Here is an 18,857-nt window from a genome sequence, read left to right as displayed (position 1 = left end):
ACAGGTGGAGTGTGACGACATGAATCAGGCAGCAGCAGCGTGTCCCAATCGGGTTAACATTATTAATTTCATTCGTGGCATCGAGCCGAGAGAGCCAATTGATCTTCTCGAGCCGGTAAAGGAGCAGCTGTCGCTTGTGCAAAAGCATGGATTGCCGGCAACCTGGCTGCTCCAGTACGATGCGCTGATCAACCCGGCGTTTGCGAATCTGCTACTTGAAGAGGCGGATGCTTCGCAGGAGATCGGCGTCTGGCTGGAGGTCGTGCAGCCCTTGGCGGAGAAGGCCGGCATCTCATGGCGAGGACGCTATGCCTGGGATTGGCACGCGCATATCGCTTTCACGGTTGGCTATACGCCGCAGGAGAGGGAGAAGCTCGCAGATGTGCTGATGGAGGATTTCCGAGAGCGATTCGGCTATTATCCCAAATCTGTCGGCTCGTGGTTCCTTGATGCGCATGTGCTCGGTTACTTATCCGATAAGTACGGGATTATCGCTTCTTGCAACTGCAAGGATCAATGGGGAACAGACGGCTATACGCTGTGGGGAGGCTATTACAACCAAGCCTATTATCCGAGCCGTCTCAACGGCTTTATGCCGGCACAGACCGAAGCCAATCAAATCCCGGTACCGGTGTTCCGCATGCTGGGAAGCGACCCGATCTATCAATACGATGCTAGGCTTGGCGGTAACGGCCAAAGCGTGATTACGCTGGAGCCGGTATATTCGGGAGAAGAAGGCGGAGGCGGCATCCCGCAGTGGGTCCGGTGGTTCTACGATGTGAACTTTCGAGCGGAGCAGGTCTCCTTCGGCTATACGCAGGTGGGGCAGGAGAATTCCTTCGGATGGGCGCTCATGAGGGACGGACTCACGGACCAGGTGGAGCTTCTTGCCGCCCGACAGGCGAAAGGAGAGCTGTACGTCGAAACGCTGGAGGCTTCCGGCCGCTGGTTCAAGGGACGGTATCCCGTTACGCCGGCCTCCTCGATATGTGCGCTGACGGATTGGAGGAAGGAAGGCCGTCAATCTGTCTGGTATTATAACCGCTATTATCGGTTAAACTTGCTGAATAATGACGGTGAGCTCTGGATACGCGATATTCATCGATTCGACGAGCTTTACGAGGAGCGGTATTTGCGGGAGACGTGCCCGGATGAGCATAGTCATTATGACACGCTGCCCGTCGTAGACAGCGCCCGTTGGAGTATCGGCGGAGACGCGCCGGCAGGACTGCGGCCAGTCGTGTATGATGCAGAAGGCCGTGCCGTACCGATCAAGGTTATTTCATTGGAAACGGATGAATCCGTACCTGGTGAGCTTCGGATTCTGATTCGTTTGGATGGCGGAGAACATATGCTCGAGATCCGTTGTTCGGAGCAGCGAATCGCGTTCACGGCAAGCCGTTCGGGCTTGGGGCTCCAATTCATTTGGGGCGACGCAGCAGCTGAATTGCCTAAGATCAATTTAGAGCCTGATGCGATCAACTATGTATTCAATGGACATTCGTATCGGGTTCGATTGGTCGGCGCGCAGCCGCCGGCGTTGATCCGGAGCGATGCGCGTGATTCGTCAGAAGCAAGCAGAATAAATGGGATTGAGTGCCGCGCCATGGAGCGCGAAGTTATTTTGCAGTTGGTTTAGGGGTTTAGAAAAAAGCCCACGGAAAAAATAGCCGTAGGCTTTTTTCTAATATACTTTTACACAAAACCCGTATTTTATACATATGTATTGCTCAAAAATCCCTTCCTTGGCCAAAAAAAACTGCAATTCTTCCCTGCAGACTCTGATTTATTATTAACTCTTCATTGGACTTGCACAGCAACTTAAACCTTTCTCTCCCTAACACGTTAAACGCCTGGACAACATCTATTACTGGATCAGATTGCTTAAAACTTACGGTACCAAATTCATTATATGAATCGCTTTTATTAAGAGTCTGTGTTGAATTGAGGCAGATCCAGTTCCATTTATTAAGTAAGACTCTATATTCGCTCTTCTTCGCCTTCCATTGACCGACCAAACTAAGGATATCAAGTTAACTTAATCCTCGCTCGAGTTCTTCCAGGTCTTCTTTCGCGACGCGGTAATAAAGATTCGGTACAAACTTTAATACCAATCTCTGTGGAGCATTTCTCGGTTCAAGGATAAGTTGCTCTTCTGAAGTTAAATCATTCCTACGCAATGAAGTCGTAACGGGTAATAAACCGCGCTCATCCAGAAATTCTTTTAAGCCAAACTCGTTATGTTCGTATTTGCTAAAATTAATAAATTTTCCAACCACAGAGTGTTCAAACCACTCTATCCTCGGTTCTCCAACCATTTCTTGATATTGACGAATTCTTATCTTTAGAATTTCCAAATGCTTTTCCAAAGTAAGTAATCTCTTGTACTTTCCACTAGTTAGAAAAAACATCAGGCTGCTCATAAGGTTCAACTCCTCCATCACAAAGGAATAGCCATATTGTCATAAAATTATTCCACTGATTTGACAATAAAGCGACTACCCGCATAAATAATGATTTCTTTAAATCATTCTTGTTATTTTTATGTGCGCTTTAGGTAATATTTTGATTAGTGATCATATTTAACAACACCCAGAGGAGAAATGGAAATGGGAATTAATCTAGGGGCGGTGCATAAATGAATTTAGTGTTTTATGAAGAATTTGAGTTGTTTCAAATTTGGCTGAAAGAAAATTCTTACTCACCGGAGACTCAAAAAGGTTACCTTCACGATGTAAGAGTCTTCTTACGTGGTGTTTCTAAGAGGCATATCGAAGATATAAAAAAATCCGATGTTATGGCACACCATACAACATTACGAAACTGCGGGGTCGGGGATCTTGCCTGGAACCGATCACTATCATCAATCCGACTCTTCTTTAAGGTAATGATCTTGCATAATCGAGTCTATTCTAATCCGACTAGTGACGTTCTTAAGGCTAAAATCGTCAAGAGGAAAGCTCCTATTTACATCGAACAGGATGATCTCGGAGACTTGCTTCAATGGGTTAATACTCGCTATCAAACTCGAGATATTACTATCGTCACGATGATGGCCTACTGCGGACTCAGCGTAGGAGAAATTCATAGATTGAACATCAGTGACTTTAATGAAAAGGCTGCTCGGCTAACTGTGCTTGGAAAGGGAGACAAATGGCGATATATTCCCCTCCCTCCTGCGGTAATTGAGCTTCTGCAAAAATGTCTTTCTGAACGAGTACAACCAAGGAAAAGCAACGAAACTGCATTGTTCATCTCACGTCTTGGACGAAGAATCTCTATAAGCGCAATTATGGATGTTACAGAAAAAGTGCTTGAGTCGTTCAAACAAGCCCATCTACAATATAAAGGGGTTCCATTATCATCTCATAAATTACGAAACTCATTTGCTGTGAATTTATTGGCTTCCGGTAAAGTCGATCTGAGAACGTTACAAGATCTACTTGGCCATATTGATATTAGTACTACTCAAAAATATACATTTGTAAACGAATGGGCCAAAAGGGAAGCCATGATGACCATTCAACCAATTCGCACCTAGGCTGAAAGAAATTGTGGATGTCGACGGTCCTCACCTCAAAGAAAAAGGCATCTCGAAAGTGAGATGCCAATTCCTGTTCTTGTTATTTGAGTTCATCCAATTGATTTCTCGATTTTACTTGTAAAGCTAGGATCTAAGTACTAAAGTACTGTACGCTTGGTTGTTGCGAAATGTATCATAGCCTAAGCTTGTAGATGTGACCTTGCCCTGAAAAAGTAGACACGTAGAAACCCTCAGTGACACCATTTAGCCTAATCCTTACATCTCTTCCCCGACCAGGAATGGCGGGACATAGTCGTTGGAGGAATGCGTTCTCCGACGGTTGTAAAATAGCTCGATGTATTCAAAAACAGCCTTCTTAGCCTCAGCTCTTGTCTTGAATGTGTAATCATTAAGCCATTCCATCTTTAACTTTCCCCAAAAGGATTCCATCGGTGAATTTTCATAACAATTCCCTTTGCGGCTCATGCTGCAGATAAATTCATGTTTTTTGAGGAGCTTCTGGTAGTCTTTACTGGCGTATTGAACACCACGATCAGAATGTACAATAAGTCCTTTTGATGCACCTGTGCGGCCAATTGCTTGCTTTAGAGCGGCACAGACAAGCTCTGTTTTCATACGACTATCCATCGCCCAGCCAACGAGTCTTCGGCCATGCAAATCTAGCACGCCGGCAAGGTAGAGCCAGCCTTCACCTGTCGTCCGCTGCACCATAGTAAATCCCTCCACGTATATTATAGAGGTTTTCTATGTGTCTATCTATTCGGGGCAGGGTCAATGTACCACCATCACACTGTCCACGAAATGCTTTATAACGTGATGCCGCTGTACCACCTAGACCGATTTTCCTGGGAGCAGAAGAAGTCGAACCCTCAAATAGGAATGAAGTTACTTATCGTTGTAGTGGTTATGATCGCGCAGGCCTGCTGATTAATGTAGCGTTGAGCTGGCGCCCCAACAAGATAAGAGGTTCAATTGCTTCTCTTGGAATGACCGGAGCACTTTGGATAATGATTGAGTAAAAACCTTTATTTCGTTAACCTGTTGATAAAGAACAAATGTTCGCATATACTACCACAGAGGTGATATGTGTGATCTCAACGCCAGAAGAACTTGTGATGATCAAAGAGTGCTGCCTGCTGCCGCTCATGCTGGATATGGTGGAAAAGCAACGAAAGGACATGGAGACTTCGACAACACCTATGAAGTCTCTATACCTGGCAACGCTCCTCAAACTCCAAGACATGATCCATGCCGATCTCGTGTACACGCGGAACCAACTACGAACGGCAGATATTAAGCTGTGGAAAGTCGACGCTTCTGAGGTCCGCGAGAAATCAGCGTTTAAGTACGAGTATGTGAACAAGGGGTACCGTGGGGTATTTGAGATGCTAAGGAGCCTTGTCAAAGCTGAATTAGCGAAGAAGTTCGGTCAGTATATCGCCAAGGTATTCGAAAAATAAAAGGCAGCCCTGGATGGAATGATGGATCATTCTTACAGAGCTGTCTTTCGTTATCCTCAAAGTGCAAATGATGTGTGATGTCAGAATTACTGAGAAACCAGCAGCGGAAAAGCTTGATTTATCAAGGGGCACTTTCAAAATTATTGAGAAACTTGACTGGACAATAGCTCAAAAAGGGCAGCGGATTTCATAATTAATGAGAATTTCCGCAAATGGCTTTCTGTATATTTATGCATAAAATGTATAGAGGAATTTAAGCTTGCACAAAACATAGCAAGATTAATCAAGTTGTGGCAGAGGCATCGGCGCCTTCACCAGCTTTGCGGCTAACGTGATTCCAGGTATTTTTCAAGCGTTTCGCAGCCGCTATCCCGGCGTAGTACTACAACTCTTTGAAGGAAGCTATGCGGAGGTTGAATCTTGGGTCAAGGGAGGAACCGTTGACCACGGGTTTCTTGCCGCTCCATGTGATGGACTTGATATGATCCCGCTCGTTAACGATCCCTATGTTGCGGTCTTGCCGGCGAATCATCAACTCAGGAAGCATGACGTGATCTCGATCGAGTTTGTGCGTATCCCGCACAAGCTCCTGCATCCCCCCGGATACCACGCGGCATCTCGCGACCGTAACACAATTAACGCCCTCGGCCATTCCTACCGGAACGACCAAGGACGTTTAAGTTACTTCTCGTTATCTTGAGATTATCTCTTACTCAATGATTGGGAAGCCAGCCACTCCATAAGAGTGGTCTCTTTCCCGTTGATGGTGTCTTTGACTTCGTTGTTATAGACATAAATCCAGGAATTATGTCCACCGTATTCGTACGGCGTACCGTCGGCTTTCTTGTACAAGCCCGATGTATCGATAACCTTATCGAATAAGGACATGTGGACGTCTTTTGCCCCCGCTAGAGCCAAGCGGTTGAAGGTTGGCACGGCGTATTGATCCGGAGGCACGACATTATCTGTTTTGGCTGCAACAAACCAGATCGGCAGCTCCTTCATGTTTCGGATGTCTTCCTCCGTAACGAGCGTATCCTTTAGAGCCTCGCATGTCGGGAAGGCAGCGGCAAAATAATCCGGATAATCGCGAATCATCAGCATCGTCATATATCCGCCGTTGGAGTCGCCGCCGATGTAGATTCGATTCGGGTCAATGTCTTTGTTATTCGCTGCATAATCTTGAATGAGTGCCATAAGCGAATCCTCGTATTTCGACGTGCCGTCCCCAAACCCGGTTACCCCATCCATCCAAAATGTCGGCGTTTGAGGCGCCAAGACATACACTCCGTCAAAGTAGGATTGGATATGTTCGGAAGCAAAGTTGACAGCCTTATTGGCGGCAATTGGCATCGTCGGGTCCGTACCGCCTTCTCCGAAACCATGCAGCCATATAATCAAGGGGTTCTTATGGTTATCTTTTTTTGGTGCAAAATCAGCATAGGTCAACGTTTGGCCGTTGTATGTCGCTTGGCCGGTCGTAAAATCATCGATCAGCTCCCTGACTCCTCCCGCAAACGTATCCGCAACCAATCCGGTAATCGAACCGGCAGGCGTTTTGATTTCTTTTTGTTGGGTAATGGTATATTGATTGTCACTCCATGCGTTGAATCCCGGCGGATAGGCGAAGTTAAGGGCGGACCCTAATGTTACATCCGGGCCGATTTCAATTTCCAGTACGGCATATTTGCCTGTCTGCACGACCCGATTTCCGTCTTTATCCGAGACGTACGCGTTGATTACCGTTCGATCGCCTTCCTCCAATTTGGGATTGGTTAACCGGCTATCACTTCGTACGACATGGACGTTGAACGTATCCGTCGTAACCGCGCCTTTCGGAACCGGCTTGCCCAAATCGACGATGACCTTGGTGATGACGGCTCCCCAATCTTCCACTTCCGTAACCGTTCGGTACGAGGAAGACGATGGTTTAACGCCTTTGGCCAATACCCCGGTGCTGGAAGAGAGGACTGTGCTGACTGCTAATGTGCACAACGCAGCTGTCTTTACGTGTTTACGGATGATATTTTTCATAACCCATTTTCCTACCTCTCGATTATAGGATCAATTCCTCGAAAATTATGGATACATCGCATGCAAATACACTGTCCAGAGTGCGGCTCTATCATCATTCATCTTTTGAATATGACTGCTTGCGGATATGTCCAAATAGTCATACTTTCCTGAGGCGGGCGTCCAGTTCGGAAGTCCGTCCCCATTCGGGTTGCCGGAACGGGCAAAATGGAGTAAATATTGAGACGTAAGATCGCCGAGGTCAAAATCTTCCTTCGCCCAGTAATTGGCGCGCAAGCCGCTGAAATTATGGAGAAAATACGGAACGTCCGACGTATGGAACGCGCATTAGGTACGTATCTTTCTCGCCGTCGTCCATTCTTACTTGCGCCAACATGTTTTGCAGAGCCATCATATGATCGTTATTCAGAGCTTCAATCGCCCATTCCTTATCACCCCCTTTAAGAACAGATTATCCACCGCTTTTTGGTAGACGGGACTCGCGTTCACGTCTGTTCATATTCTTTTGGCGCATAGAATGTTTTTTTATAGGTATAATTTCCGCCGAGGGTAAAATCCGGTATTGTTCTGATTCTTACTTTCCGGATCTCTTTGCTCCAGAATCATCGCATCATGCCTTTTCATTGAAACCGCAGCATCATTCCCGTTATAAAGGTCACTCGTATTGAGAACCACGCGAACGTCATTCCTTCGTACCTTCCCTACTGATCTTCGACTGTTTGACCGATCAACCGACGATCAAACGAACGGGACCGAGCAAACCGCTCGGTTCATGCTGCGCGATCCGCGACATGAAATCCGGATTTTCCTTCACCAGCGTGTTCGTCACTTCGATCATAAGCGCATTGCTGCCGTTTCGCAGATGTCCGGTCAGGTCAAACCGGTAAGGCGCGGCAATGCGAACACCTGCGGATACGCCGTTGATGAATACTTCCGCCGTCTCGTAGACTTCGCCCAGATCGATCGCCGCTCGGCTGCCTGATTCGTTCTACCAAAACAAATCGGTCTCATACCGGAACGTTCCGGAACTGGAATTCGGCTCGGATACAAACGGTTGCTGCCGCTGCTGTGGCATGAAGGCGGTGAATCCATGCACGGGATCCGCTATGGCTATATGAATCTCGTCAGCCAGCTGTATGCCCGGAATTTCACCGATCAGATCGGCGACTGGTGCAGTGAACGCAGGGTAGAGTTTCGGCATATCCGCGCTCCACGGCAGAGCGACGTTTTTTTTGCCCAGTTTGGAATCGAAATCGAACGTCGTTTTATCGTTGTAAAATCCGGGCTCGTCGGAGAAAAAAACCGCGAACGTCCCCCCGAAATCGTCGCGATAGCGGGCGTAAAACGATTCGTAGACGGTATCGATGAGCACGCGAACGGACTCGGCGGCGAGCGGATTGATATAGTCGTCTTTGGATGGGTCGCCGCCTTTCTCGTTCTCGATGAGGGTAAAGATCCTCCAGTAGCCTGCGGGAACGTCCCAGATCAGCCTGCCGCCCTTCGCTTCGTCCGTCAAATCGATCGCTTCGTCGGTTAACGTACCGGTAACTGGGTCGCGCTTGACGGCAACGACGGCCAAGACGGTCCCGCCGCCTCCTTCGAAAATGCCCGGCACGTGGGGCAGCGGAGCCGTAACGAACGACGAGCCGCATCTGGGCCCGAGTGCGTCGGTGTGCATGGCCGACAGGAAGAGGCGGCGAAGCTCCTTCGGCGCATCCTTCAAGCGGCCGGCCGCATGTCCCGTCGGAAAATGATCGTCGTCCAACACCCAGACCCGCATCCCGCGCGCTTTGGCCTCTTCCATGATGACGTCCATATCGCTCCACCATTTGGGGCCGAGATAGTCCGGATGCGGCCGCGCTTCCACGCAAACCGCCCGGATACCGGATTCGTGAATACGGGCCATCTCTTCCCGAAGCACTTGCTCGTCCTCGCCGTGCTGCCAGAAGAACGGCAAAATATAGTTGTCTTCTCTTCCCGCCAATACTTCATGCAATTTCGAAAGCACCGTTTGCCCACTCTCCTTTCGAATAAGGTTTCTTCAGTCTTTTACACCAGCTTGAACTTCGCTTGCTTCACATCTCTGGAATTCGGACCGATATAGACGTGAAAATCGCCGGCTTCGGCTTTATAAGTTAAATCCGCCCCATAATACATCAAGTCCTGTTCGGAGATGGTGAACCGAATTCCCCGATTCTCGCCGGGCTGCAGCGCGACTTGCTGAAAGCCTTTCAATTCCTTCACCGGCCGAACGGCGGAGCCGTGCAGATCTTGGATATACAATTGCACGATTTCTTCCCCCGCTGCATTTCCCGTATTGCGTACGGTCACTTGAAGGGTAACGGTGTCCGAGCGCTGCATGACCTCCTTATCCAACGTGGGCTCCGAGTACTCGAAAGTCGTATAGCCCAAGCCGTATCCGAACGGGTACAGCGGCTCGTTCGGACCGTCGACATATTTGGAAATGAACTTAGCGTCCTTGTTCTTATCCGTTACCGGTCTTCCTGTCTGGAATCGGTTGTAGTAAACCGGAATCTGTCCTTCCCGATACGGGAAGCTCATCGTCAGCTTGCCGGAAGGATTGTACGCTCCGAACAGAATGTCGGCGATCGCGTAACCCGCTTGGGAACCGAGAAACCAAGTCTCCACGATGGCATTGACTTTGCGGTCGAACCAATCCAATATAAGCGGTCGTCCGTTCGTCAGTACGAGCACCGTCGGTTTGCCGAGCTTGACGATCTCTTCCGCCAGTTGCCGCTGAATGTCCGGAAGCGTAATTTCCATGCGGGACGCCGCTTCGCCGCTCATATGGCTGGACTCGCCCAGTGCCAGCAAGACGACGTCTGCTTCCTGCGCCGCGCGGACTGCCTCTTCGAAGCCGCCTTCGATCGATCCTTCTACAGTGCAGCCGTCAGCGACCAACAGCCGGTCTGCGCCGATCGTTTCACGTAAGCCCTGCTCCAGAGTGACCGTCTCGTTACCGTATCTGGAGAATTGCCACGGACCGAGCAAATCTTTACTCCTCGCGAACGGTCCGACCACGGCGATCTTGCCGTCCGCCGGGGACAGCGGCAGCACCCCGTCATTCTTGAGCAGCACGATCGACTTGCGCGCCAGTTCCCGGCTTTCGCTCAAGTGTTCGGCGGAGAAATGATACTCTTTTTCCTTCTCCGGCCGGATATACCGGAATGGATCGTCCATGATCCCAATCTTGTATTTGTACGTCAGGATTCGGCGAACCGCCGCATCCAATTGTTCTTCCTTCACGACGCCTTCTTCGATTAGCTTCGGAAGGTGGATCGCATAGGTCCTCGTCACCATCTCAATGTCCATCGTCGCTTCGAGCGCCATTCGCGCCGCTTCTTTCCCGTCTTCCGCGCAGCCATGAATATGAATTTCTTCCACGGCGCCGTAGTCGGAAATCAGCATGCCGTCGAAGCCCAACTCGTCCCGAAGCAAATCGTTGAGCAGGAACTTGTTTCCCGCCACCGGCACGCCTTGATAAATGTTGAACGCGTTCATGACCGAACCCGCACCCGCCGCGATGCCCGCTTGGAAAGGAGGCAAGTAGACGTTCCGCAGCGTTCCTTCGGATATGTCCACCGTGTTATAGTCGCGCCCGCCTTCCGCCGCGCCATACGCGATAAAATGCTTCAGGCAGGCGATGATCGTTTCCGGGCTAAACAAGCTGTCGCCCTGGAACCCTTTCACCTGCGCTTCGGCAATCCTGGCTCCCAGATACGGATCTTCGCCGGAGCCTTCGACGACGCGCCCCCACCTCGGATCGCGGCTAACATCGACCATCGGGCCGTGATTGTACGTGATGCCGGAAGCGGACGCTTCCTTCGCCGCGATAGCGCACGCACGGCGGATGCCATCCAAATCCCAGCTGCACGACCACGCTAGAGGTACAGGAAAGATGGTTTGATGTCCGTGGATAATATCCGCGTTGAACAGCAAAGGGATCCCATGCGGCGATTTCTCGGCGGCGATGCGCTGCAATTCGAACACCCGCTCGATATCGAATGCGCCGAGAATCGAACCGGCTTTGCCCTCCTCGACGAGCTTCTCCGGCGGCTCGGAAGCGACGTCTTCGCCGAAGGAGAAATTCGAGGCCATGCATTGGCTCATCTGGCCGACTTTATCGGCTAAGGTCATTTTCCGCAGCAGCTTCTCGACCTCGTCCGCGATTTCCGCGTCCGTCCTTTCCGTTACGCCGAACTTGCGATATTGTGCCAGCTCCTGCAACAATCCTTCGGCCAGACTCGGCCCATCACCCGGAAACCCTTCGAATTTCATCGCGCCGAACGGCGGAAGATCGAGCGTGCCGGCGAAAGTCTTTTCCCCGAAGTTCAATACGAGGGAAACGTCTTCTTCCTGAAGCAGCGTCGCCTTTCCGAACGCTTCCATTCGCGTCCCGTCTACCGACACCCGGTCGAAAGCAATCGCGATCGGAAACGGCTCCGAGCTTACGGCTACAGAATAAAAGCCGTTTAGTTCCCCGATCGAAAATTTCAATTTCATTTTGCTGGCCGGCGTTTTGATCACGGCATACCATTTTCCCAACATCATGTTTACTCCTCTCATGAGCGCATTAAGATGGTAAAGAAAACTCCCGAGACACTCCTGGCAAGCGTCTCGGGAGCCGGACTCCAAATCTGTTATTGCTGCTGCGTTTTCACCCAGGCGTCAAGCTGCTTCTGCTTCTCGGCAATGATCTTGTCGATCCCCGCTTCCTTCAGCTTCGAGATGAACGCCGGAAGGTTCTTCTCCGGATCGAGCGACCCCGTTTCCAAGCCGCGCTTGTACTGATTCTGCACGTTCGTCACGGCCGTGATTTCCGCTTTCACCGGCACCGCGTCGAACGTGAAGCCGAGCGCCTTCGACTTGACGGCTCCTTTGTTAAACTCGTCCATCTTCTTCCAAATATCCGCATCCTCTCCTTTGAACACGTAGGAAAGAAATTGATTGCCCATCAGCCAGTTCAAGTTGAGGGAATACGGATTATTCGACGCATCGATTCCTGGAGCGAATTCGATCATATTGTCCGAGCCGGCAACCTTCACGTAATGTTTGCCTTCGATTCCCCAATCGAGCAAATTCACGATTTGAGGATCGGAGAATATCAGGTTCAGCAGCTGCATGGAGTGTTCCGGACTTTCGGCGTTTCTCGGAATCGCCCACACGATCTTCGTGACGTCGTTCGTCGTGGCTACGGAAGGTTTCAATTCAGCCGTAACGTATTCTCTGCCGGTAGTGCGGCTTTCTTGCTGGGCGAATCCGGGCTTCATATTCGCGGTGTTGGCGAAAAGCTTGCCCGCCTTCATGAGATCGCTTGTCTGGGTTTGGGTCGTAGCGGTGTCCTTCAGCACGTATCCCGCTTGATACCACTTCCGGAAAAGCTTGAGCAATTCCGCGTATTCCGGCATCTCGTACTGGTTGACCACTTTCAGGCCGTTGTCGTAATTCGGGAGAATCCCGAAACCGTCGCCAAGCGGGTCCCCGAGCGGGAATTGATCGATGAATGTCGCGCCTACCGAGCCCGGCGCAATCGGAGCCACTCCGGGCTCGTTCTCTTTGATTTGCTTCAGGATCGGTTCCAAATCGTTCAAAGACTTGATCGCATCGACATTGACGTTATACTTGTCGACCAAATCTTTGCGGAACAGCACCCCGTAATCGACCGCCAAATCGCGGACGCTGGAAACGCCGTAAATTTTTCCGTTGATTTTCCCCGCGTTGACGTAAGAATCTCCGAGCGCGGAGGTGATACCGCTTCCATCCTTCTCAAGCAATTCGGTCATTTCCAGCAGCTGTCCTTTGGCCACTGCGGTGGAATAGCCCAACACGACGGTCAGGTCCAGCTTCTCATTTCCGCTCAGGATGAGGTTCATTTGCTGCGTCCAGTTGCCGATGCTGATCGGCATGAAGGTGACGGTCGCATTGATTTTTTCTTTCGTCAGCTTATTGACCTCATCTTGAACCAGCTTCAAATCTTTCGGCTCGGCTCCGAAGATCGGGAACGCCACCTTCAGCTCGATCGGTTTCTCTTCCTGTTGACCCGTGGCAGAATCGGTCGGCGTCGCCTTTTCTTCGCTCTTCGAAGAGCAAGCCGAGAGCAGAAGCACCGCCACCATCGCCAGGATGAGGGAGAGGCGGGTTGAAGCCTTGATTTTTCGCATACCTTCTAGAACCCCCTATGGATAGAATTGTTTTGCTGTCTATCATGATACCGGGTTCCGTTCGCAGGGACTTACGGTTAGACGACTCGTCACTTGCGCTTTGCCGACTTTATCGCGAAGTGTGCTCGCCGCTTCGGGAAGCATGCGCATCCTGATTCCGATGGCGGTAGTCCATGGGGCTTAAGCCCGCATGTTTTTTGAAGATATTCGTAAAATGCGAAAAGTTGGAATATCCGACGGATTCGGCGACCTGGCTGATCGCCATTTCCGTCTTGGCAAGCAGCTCCTTGGCAATCCGGATCCGTTCCTGAAGCACGTAGTCGGAAATGGAAAACCCGGTTTCCCGCTTGAAGATTCTCGACAAATAATCCGGGTTCAAAAACGTTTGGGCTGCGATGCCGTCACGGGAAAGCTCGTCCTGATCGAGATGGTGCGAGATATACTTTTTGACCTTATCCACGACGCTTTCCGCTTCCGTTTGTTCCAACGCTTTGTACACCGTGTGCTTCATCCAGGCGATCAGATCGAATACGGAACGGGTGGCGTCCGTCGACAGTTCGGCCGAAAGCGGATCACCGAACAACCGGTATGCATGAATTCCTTGCTGATTCAGCAAGGAATAGACCATCTGCTGAAAATCCACGTACAGCTTCTGGAGGAGAGCCGCGTCGACGCAATTCGATTTCACGAGCCGCTCCAAATAATCCGAAGCTTCACGTACGATCGTATCCTTAGCGCCTTTCTTCAACATGACCGCCCATAGTTCCATGTCTGGCAATTTGATCGGCTCCGAGGTGCGGATGTCCCCCTGCAGCAGGAATACTTTGTTATCGAATGCGACGTTGTTGCGTTCGAGCGCGGTCAATCTACCGTACACGCCCGGTAGTTCATGGGCATAGGCCGCCGAGCCAATGTAACAGGAAATATCGCAATAAAAATAGCGGCGGCACGATTCGATGTACGCCTGGCAGCTTGTCCGGAGCGGCTCCGGAATACCGTCTTCCCCCGGTTGGAGCACCAAGACGAGCAGCATTCGGCTCCGTTCGAGCGGCACGATGCTGCCGCTATGCGAGTCGCCGAAAATCAATTCGTCCGCACTGTTCTTTAGCGCATATTCCAATATCTTTCGGTCGCGTACATTCAAGTCTTTTTGCCACCGATGCACGCTTACGAGCACCGGGAGAAATTTCATCCGCTCGGAGTAAGGCAAATTGCGTTCCTTAATGATTGTCCGAATGGCCGAATCTTTCGCCGGGATCGTATGCTGCAGCAAATCCAGCCAAAACCGCTCGACGATCAGCGGGTGATGCTGCGTCCAGAGCTTATGGTACTGGTTGAATTGGCTGGTCTGGCTGATCTTGCTTTTCGCCTTCTCGATCGCTTTCTCCAGTTCCGCCACCGGAACCGGCTTGAGCAGGTAATCCAAACTGCCCAACTCGAGCGCTTCTTTGGCATAATGAAAGTCGGCATGGCTCGTAATCAAGATCGTTTCGGTTGCGGGATAGTTCTCTTTGACCCATGCCAGCAATTCCAAGCCGCTCCCCTGCGGCATCTGGATATCGCAGAGCAGGATGTCGACCGGAAACTTCTCGAATACCTCTTTGGCCATTTTGACCGTGTACGCCGTGAAAACTTCGGAAATGTTCAGCTTCTCCCCATTCAGATCGAAGATCAAGCCCTCTACCACATGAATCTCGTCATCGACGATCAGCAGCCTATACAACGGCTTCACCCCCCTGCCTTCTGTCTGGCTCCATGGGCACTATGATATTCACGACGGCGCCATGCGGAGTCCGGTTGCCGAAACGGATATTCCCGTCCTTCCCGTAGAGCAGGCGAATCCGGCGCTGCACGTTCCAAATGCCGGTATGCTCGCCCTTCTCGTTCACGATCGAATTACCTTTGTTGATCTCCCGAAGCACATGAGACGGATAACCTTTCCCCGTATCTTCGATGTGGATCGCCAGCGACGGCACCGTTTCCGAATCGGCAACGTCGACGCATGCCGTGATCAGGATCGGTTCTTCCAAAGTGACGGCGTGCTTGACCGTATTCTCGATAAACGTTTGGAGAATGAGCGGAGGAACCGGCACCTCCAGCAGAAAATCGGGCACCTGAATCTCGCAAGAGATGCTCCCTGGGAAACGGAGCTCTTGGATCCTCAAATAATTGCGCGCATGCTCGAGCTCATCCTTCAGCAGCACGAAGGTTAAGTTGCTTCTGAACATAAAGCGGAAGTGCTGAATGAGGCAGAGCGTCATTTCCATCATCAAATCCGTCTTGTTGACTTTGGCCAGATGATACAAAACCGAGAGAGAATTCATGAAAAAATGAGGATTCATCTGCAGTTGAAGCCGCAGCAGCTCTTCTTTCTGCTTGCTGATCTGCTCTTCGTACACGTTGATTTTCAGCTCGCGGATTTGATCGACCATTTGATTAAACGTCTCGTTCACGAGTTGAAACTCATTCGTATTCGGAGCCGATTCGATGCGGGTTTCCAGAATTCCGCCGCGGATCCGCTTCATGGCCGCAAGCAAGCGGTTGAGCGGGAGCAAAATCGTTTTTCTCAGGAAAAACAGTCCTACCGGCAGAATCATGCAGGCGATAATCGGAAACAAGGAGACGATCCTCTGCATGACTTGCAAGTTTTGCAAAATTTTATCGTCCGGTATGACGACGACGAGGCTGAACGCGCTTGTTCGCGACGGCTGTCCGACGATCAGGAAACGGTGGTTTTTCCCCGATAAATAATAATCCGACGGTTTCGAACGAAGCTCGATTCCGCTCGTCTCCACGAGCTTGGGGTTCGTCATCGCCGTGCCGTTCGGATCGGTAAACAAAGCTCCGCCCCGATCCCCGGTTTGCAGGAGGCTGAACGGAATCATCAAATCGTTCGCCTTTATCGTGGCCGTAAGATAAAGATTGTCGTACTTCATCGTATGGATCAAAAAATAGTCGCCATCGATCGGTTTCACAACCCAACCGTAGGTGCGGTATTCGCTTTGTAACCGGTTTTGTTCCGCTTGCCCGCGAACGAAATCTTTGATTTGCTCCTGAACGGAATAGCCGCCTCTTCCTTGATTGATCTCCAAATAATCGGACCGTTTCTTATCATATAAAATAAAAGAGTAAGCGGACGGATACATGTTGATATCATTGAACATGCTGTTGTACAGCAAGAGCTTGGACATCACGTACCGATCCTCGGATGAGGTCTGGGCCATCGTGATGAACTCTAGATTCAGCGCCACGATATTGTTCATGTATTTATCGATATCGTCCAATTTGACGTCGATCTGATTCATGTACATTTGCGTCGTGTTCTTATAGGAGTCCGCAACCTGATTGCGGACGACATTGATGGCGTATAAATTGTTATAAATCAGCATGCCGATGGGCGGGAGCGTGAGCAGCAGGACGCCGATTATCAGCTTGGCCCGCATCGCGCGAAACGCGAACTGGCTTGCGATAGATGCCATGATGGATGCCACCACCTATTCCGTGAAATTGTCCGATAACTCATCTATAATAGCAAAAAGCCCATCGGATTGCCTTAAAACAACAATCCAGAATGGACTTGAGCTATTCGTATCGCCGCTTCGGTTATCCTTTGACCGCGCCGATGACGATTCCTTTGACGAAATATTTTTGAAAGAACGGATAGGCGGCCAGGATGGGCAGGACGCCGATGACCGCAATCGCCATCTTGACCGTTTCGATCGGCGCCGCCTGGGTGAGCGTGCTGGCATAGGAACTGAAGCTGCTGCTTGACAAAAACTGCGCGTCCGAAAGAATCCGATTGAGCAAGTTCTGGATTCCGTATAATCTCGCATCCGTCAAATAGATCAACCCGTTATTCCAGTCGTTCCAATAGTAGATCGTTTGGAACAAGCCGATCGTGGCCATGATCGGCATAGACAGCGGCAGGACGATCGAGCCGAATGTTCTCCATTCGCCCGCGCCGTCGATTTTCGCGGATTCGATGACCGGCATCGGAATCGACGTCATGAAGAAAGTCCGCATCAGCATAATGTTAAATCCGTTCATCAGCAATCCGGGAACGATTAGCGCCCATATCGTATTCTTGAGCTCGAACATCTCGGTATAGACCAGATAAGACGGGACGAGTCCTCCATTGAACAGCATGGTGAAAAAGACGGCGAAAGCAAGTACGTTCCGTGCCGGGTAATCGTTTCGGGAAAGCGGATAAGCGAGCAACGATGTGATCGTCAGACTGGATGCCGTGCCGAAAACCGTTACCAATACGGTGATCCCGTATGCGCGGAAAATTTCCGCCCCGCTGTACCAAAGGTACTTATACGCACTTGCGCTATATACGGAAGGGAAAAAGGAATATCCGTTCCGGACGATTTCCTGTTCATCCGTGAATGAGGAGACGATAAGCAGGACAAAAGGTATGATACATGCCGCGCTAAGAAAGGCAAATAGGATATGACCGAACCGATTCCAAGCCCGATTTTCCGTCTTCATCGAAATCCCCCTTAAAACAATGCGTTGTCTTTGTTGATTTTACGGACGAACCAATTGGCCGCAATGACAAGTACGAAGCCAACGACGGATTGATACATGCCGGCCGCAGCCGACATCCCCATATCTCCGAGTCCAAGCAACCCGCGGTAAACATAGGTGTCGATAACGTTCGTCGTATCGTACAGCGGACCGGAATTCATCGGCACTTGATAGAACAAACCGAAATCCGAATAGAAGATTCGTCCGATCGATAGAAGCGTCAGCATAATGATCACTGGCATCAGAAGCGGTACGGTGATCGAGCGGATTTGCCGCCATTTGCCGGCACCGTCCATACGCGCCGCCTCGTAATACTCTTCGTCGATGCCGATGATGGACGCGAAGTAGACGACGACGGAGAAGCCGAGACCTTTCCAAAAATGCACGATCGTCAGAATGAACGGCCAATATTTCGGTTCGAAATACCACGAAATCTCTTCCATGCCAAGCTCCGGCAGCACCGTTTTATTCATGAACCCCGTATCCAGACTCAGCACCGCGTAAACGATGTAGCTGACGATGATGATCGAGATAAGCTGCGGCAGCAGGATTACGCTTTGATAGAAACGGGAGAAAAACTTGCTTCGGATCTCGTTAAGCAGAATCGCCAGAAAAATCGACATCGCCGTGCCCATCGCGATCCATAGGACGTTGTAAACGATCGTGTTTCGCGTAATGACGTACGCGTCGGAAGTCGTGAACAAATATTCGAAATTGCGGAATCCGACCCAGTCGCTCTGGAGAATGCCTTTCGTGAAATTCACGTCTTTAAAGGCGATGACGATTCCGAACATCGGCAAATAGTTGTTGATGAGCAAATAGATCATGCCCGGCAGCACCATGACGGTGAGCGGTAAAAATTTAAAGAACGCATTCGTTTTGGTTTTCCTTACTGCATTCGTTCTTGTTACGGCGGTTATCTGCTGCATGTCCATCCCCTTACCTCTTGTTCTGTCTTGCTTCTATCATAAAGGAATCGGGAAGTCGCAGCTTACGGTTTGCCGACTTCTTGGTATCGGTTAGACGACTTCCGCCAAGACCGCGTGCACGGGTTGTTCATTAACGGGAAAGAGGCCCGCATGGCGACGAGCCTCTGAAAGCTGCGCG

At 50.4% G+C, this 18,857-nt stretch carries 15 protein-coding genes and 1 pseudogene; 4 read left to right on the top strand and 12 right to left on the bottom strand.

Going from position 1 to position 18,857, the window contains the following annotated elements:
- Positions 1-19 precede the first annotated feature (19 nt).
- On the top strand, positions 20-1,639 hold the full coding sequence (locus KXU80_RS05135) for a hypothetical protein (RefSeq protein WP_258171264.1): 1,620 nt from the start codon (positions 20-22) through the stop codon (positions 1,637-1,639).
- Positions 1,640-2,033: 394 nt separating this feature from the next.
- Here KXU80_RS05135 and KXU80_RS05130 read toward each other — a convergent pair whose 3' ends face one another.
- The gene (locus tag KXU80_RS05130; RefSeq protein WP_219837186.1) at positions 2,034-2,423 is read right to left on the bottom strand and encodes a hypothetical protein; all 390 of its coding nucleotides are present in this window, start codon (positions 2,421-2,423) and stop codon (positions 2,034-2,036) included.
- A gap of 215 nt (positions 2,424-2,638) precedes the next feature.
- Between KXU80_RS05130 and KXU80_RS05125 the strand changes: the two genes are divergently transcribed.
- Positions 2,639-3,541, top strand: a complete 903-nt coding sequence (locus KXU80_RS05125; protein ID WP_219837185.1) for a tyrosine-type recombinase/integrase — start codon at positions 2,639-2,641, stop codon at positions 3,539-3,541.
- 258 nt (positions 3,542-3,799) lie between these two features.
- Here KXU80_RS05125 and KXU80_RS05120 read toward each other — a convergent pair whose 3' ends face one another.
- Positions 3,800-4,255: an IS3 family transposase gene (locus KXU80_RS05120; protein WP_219837184.1), complete on the bottom strand. Its 456-nt coding sequence runs from the start codon at positions 4,253-4,255 to the stop codon at positions 3,800-3,802.
- 404 nt (positions 4,256-4,659) lie between these two features.
- On the opposite strand from KXU80_RS05120, the gene KXU80_RS05115 reads away from it, so the two are divergent.
- Positions 4,660-5,004 (top strand): YhjD family protein, encoded by a 345-nt coding sequence (locus KXU80_RS05115; protein WP_219837183.1) that lies wholly within the window; start codon positions 4,660-4,662, stop codon positions 5,002-5,004.
- Between the two features lie 331 nt (positions 5,005-5,335).
- Positions 5,336-5,704, top strand: a complete 369-nt coding sequence (locus KXU80_RS05110) for a LysR family transcriptional regulator substrate-binding protein (protein WP_258171263.1) — start codon at positions 5,336-5,338, stop codon at positions 5,702-5,704.
- 2 nt (positions 5,705-5,706) lie between these two features.
- On the opposite strand, the gene KXU80_RS05105 is transcribed toward KXU80_RS05110, so the two are convergent.
- The 10 genes and pseudogenes from KXU80_RS05105 to KXU80_RS05065 all read right to left on the bottom strand — a co-directional run bounded on the left by KXU80_RS05105 (position 5,707) and on the right by KXU80_RS05065 (position 18,685).
- Positions 5,707-7,038, bottom strand: a complete 1,332-nt coding sequence (locus tag KXU80_RS05105) for a prolyl oligopeptidase family serine peptidase (RefSeq protein ID WP_219837182.1) — start codon at positions 7,036-7,038, stop codon at positions 5,707-5,709.
- A 45-nt stretch (positions 7,039-7,083) separates the two neighbouring features.
- Positions 7,084-7,314, bottom strand: a complete 231-nt coding sequence (locus KXU80_RS28380; RefSeq protein ID WP_374987753.1) for a hypothetical protein — start codon at positions 7,312-7,314, stop codon at positions 7,084-7,086.
- A gap of 595 nt (positions 7,315-7,909) precedes the next feature.
- Positions 7,910-7,963, bottom strand: a pseudogene (locus KXU80_RS28375) (hypothetical protein); the annotation flags it as partial.
- 63 nt (positions 7,964-8,026) lie between these two features.
- On the bottom strand, positions 8,027-9,046 hold the full coding sequence (locus tag KXU80_RS05095; RefSeq protein ID WP_219837181.1) for a hypothetical protein: 1,020 nt from the start codon (positions 9,044-9,046) through the stop codon (positions 8,027-8,029).
- Positions 9,047-9,087: 41 nt separating this feature from the next.
- The gene (locus KXU80_RS05090) at positions 9,088-11,610 is read right to left on the bottom strand and encodes a glycoside hydrolase family 3 N-terminal domain-containing protein (protein ID WP_308858189.1); all 2,523 of its coding nucleotides are present in this window, start codon (positions 11,608-11,610) and stop codon (positions 9,088-9,090) included.
- An 89-nt stretch (positions 11,611-11,699) separates the two neighbouring features.
- Positions 11,700-13,220 (bottom strand): ABC transporter substrate-binding protein, encoded by a 1,521-nt coding sequence (locus KXU80_RS05085; RefSeq protein ID WP_219837180.1) that lies wholly within the window; start codon positions 13,218-13,220, stop codon positions 11,700-11,702.
- A 109-nt stretch (positions 13,221-13,329) separates the two neighbouring features.
- On the bottom strand, positions 13,330-14,952 hold the full coding sequence (locus KXU80_RS05080; protein ID WP_258171262.1) for a response regulator transcription factor: 1,623 nt from the start codon (positions 14,950-14,952) through the stop codon (positions 13,330-13,332).
- A complete protein-coding gene (locus KXU80_RS05075) occupies positions 14,936-16,699 on the bottom strand; it encodes a sensor histidine kinase (protein WP_219837179.1) in 1,764 nt (587 codons plus the stop codon). The genes KXU80_RS05080 and KXU80_RS05075 overlap by 17 nt, the downstream gene beginning before the upstream one ends.
- A 124-nt stretch (positions 16,700-16,823) precedes the next feature.
- Positions 16,824-17,711 (bottom strand): carbohydrate ABC transporter permease, encoded by an 888-nt coding sequence (locus KXU80_RS05070; protein WP_219837178.1) that lies wholly within the window; start codon positions 17,709-17,711, stop codon positions 16,824-16,826.
- Between the two features lie 11 nt (positions 17,712-17,722).
- On the bottom strand, positions 17,723-18,685 hold the full coding sequence (locus tag KXU80_RS05065; RefSeq protein ID WP_374987752.1) for an ABC transporter permease: 963 nt from the start codon (positions 18,683-18,685) through the stop codon (positions 17,723-17,725).
- Between the last annotated feature and the right edge of the window lie 172 nt (positions 18,686-18,857).

Source organism: Paenibacillus sp. R14(2021) (assembly GCF_019431355.1).
Classification (GTDB): Bacteria; Bacillota; Bacilli; order Paenibacillales; family Paenibacillaceae; genus Paenibacillus_Z.
This window is presented reverse-complemented; position numbering and strand designations above follow the sequence as displayed.

Excerpts from the sequence above, each read along its gene's own strand:
- KXU80_RS05105 (WP_219837182.1), bottom strand. The coding sequence starts at position 7,038 with ATGAAAAATATCATCCGTAAACACGTAAAGACAGCTGCGTTGTGCACA.
- KXU80_RS05120 (WP_219837184.1), bottom strand. The coding sequence starts at position 4,255 with ATGGTGCAGCGGACGACAGGTGAAGGCTGGCTCTACCTTGCCGGCGTG.
- KXU80_RS05130 (WP_219837186.1), bottom strand. The coding sequence starts at position 2,423 with ATGAGCAGCCTGATGTTTTTTCTAACTAGTGGAAAGTACAAGAGATTA.
- KXU80_RS05135 (WP_258171264.1), top strand. The coding sequence starts at position 20 with ATGAATCAGGCAGCAGCAGCGTGTCCCAATCGGGTTAACATTATTAAT.
- KXU80_RS05125 (WP_219837185.1), top strand. The coding sequence starts at position 2,639 with ATGAATTTAGTGTTTTATGAAGAATTTGAGTTGTTTCAAATTTGGCTG.
- KXU80_RS05070 (WP_219837178.1), bottom strand. The coding sequence starts at position 17,711 with ATGAAGACGGAAAATCGGGCTTGGAATCGGTTCGGTCATATCCTATTT.
- KXU80_RS05115 (WP_219837183.1), top strand. The coding sequence starts at position 4,660 with ATGATCAAAGAGTGCTGCCTGCTGCCGCTCATGCTGGATATGGTGGAA.
- KXU80_RS05085 (WP_219837180.1), bottom strand. The coding sequence starts at position 13,220 with ATGCGAAAAATCAAGGCTTCAACCCGCCTCTCCCTCATCCTGGCGATG.
- KXU80_RS05065 (WP_374987752.1), bottom strand. The coding sequence starts at position 18,685 with ATGGACATGCAGCAGATAACCGCCGTAACAAGAACGAATGCAGTAAGG.
- KXU80_RS05090 (WP_308858189.1), bottom strand. The coding sequence starts at position 11,610 with ATGATGTTGGGAAAATGGTATGCCGTGATCAAAACGCCGGCCAGCAAA.
- KXU80_RS05075 (WP_219837179.1), bottom strand. The coding sequence starts at position 16,699 with ATGGCATCTATCGCAAGCCAGTTCGCGTTTCGCGCGATGCGGGCCAAG.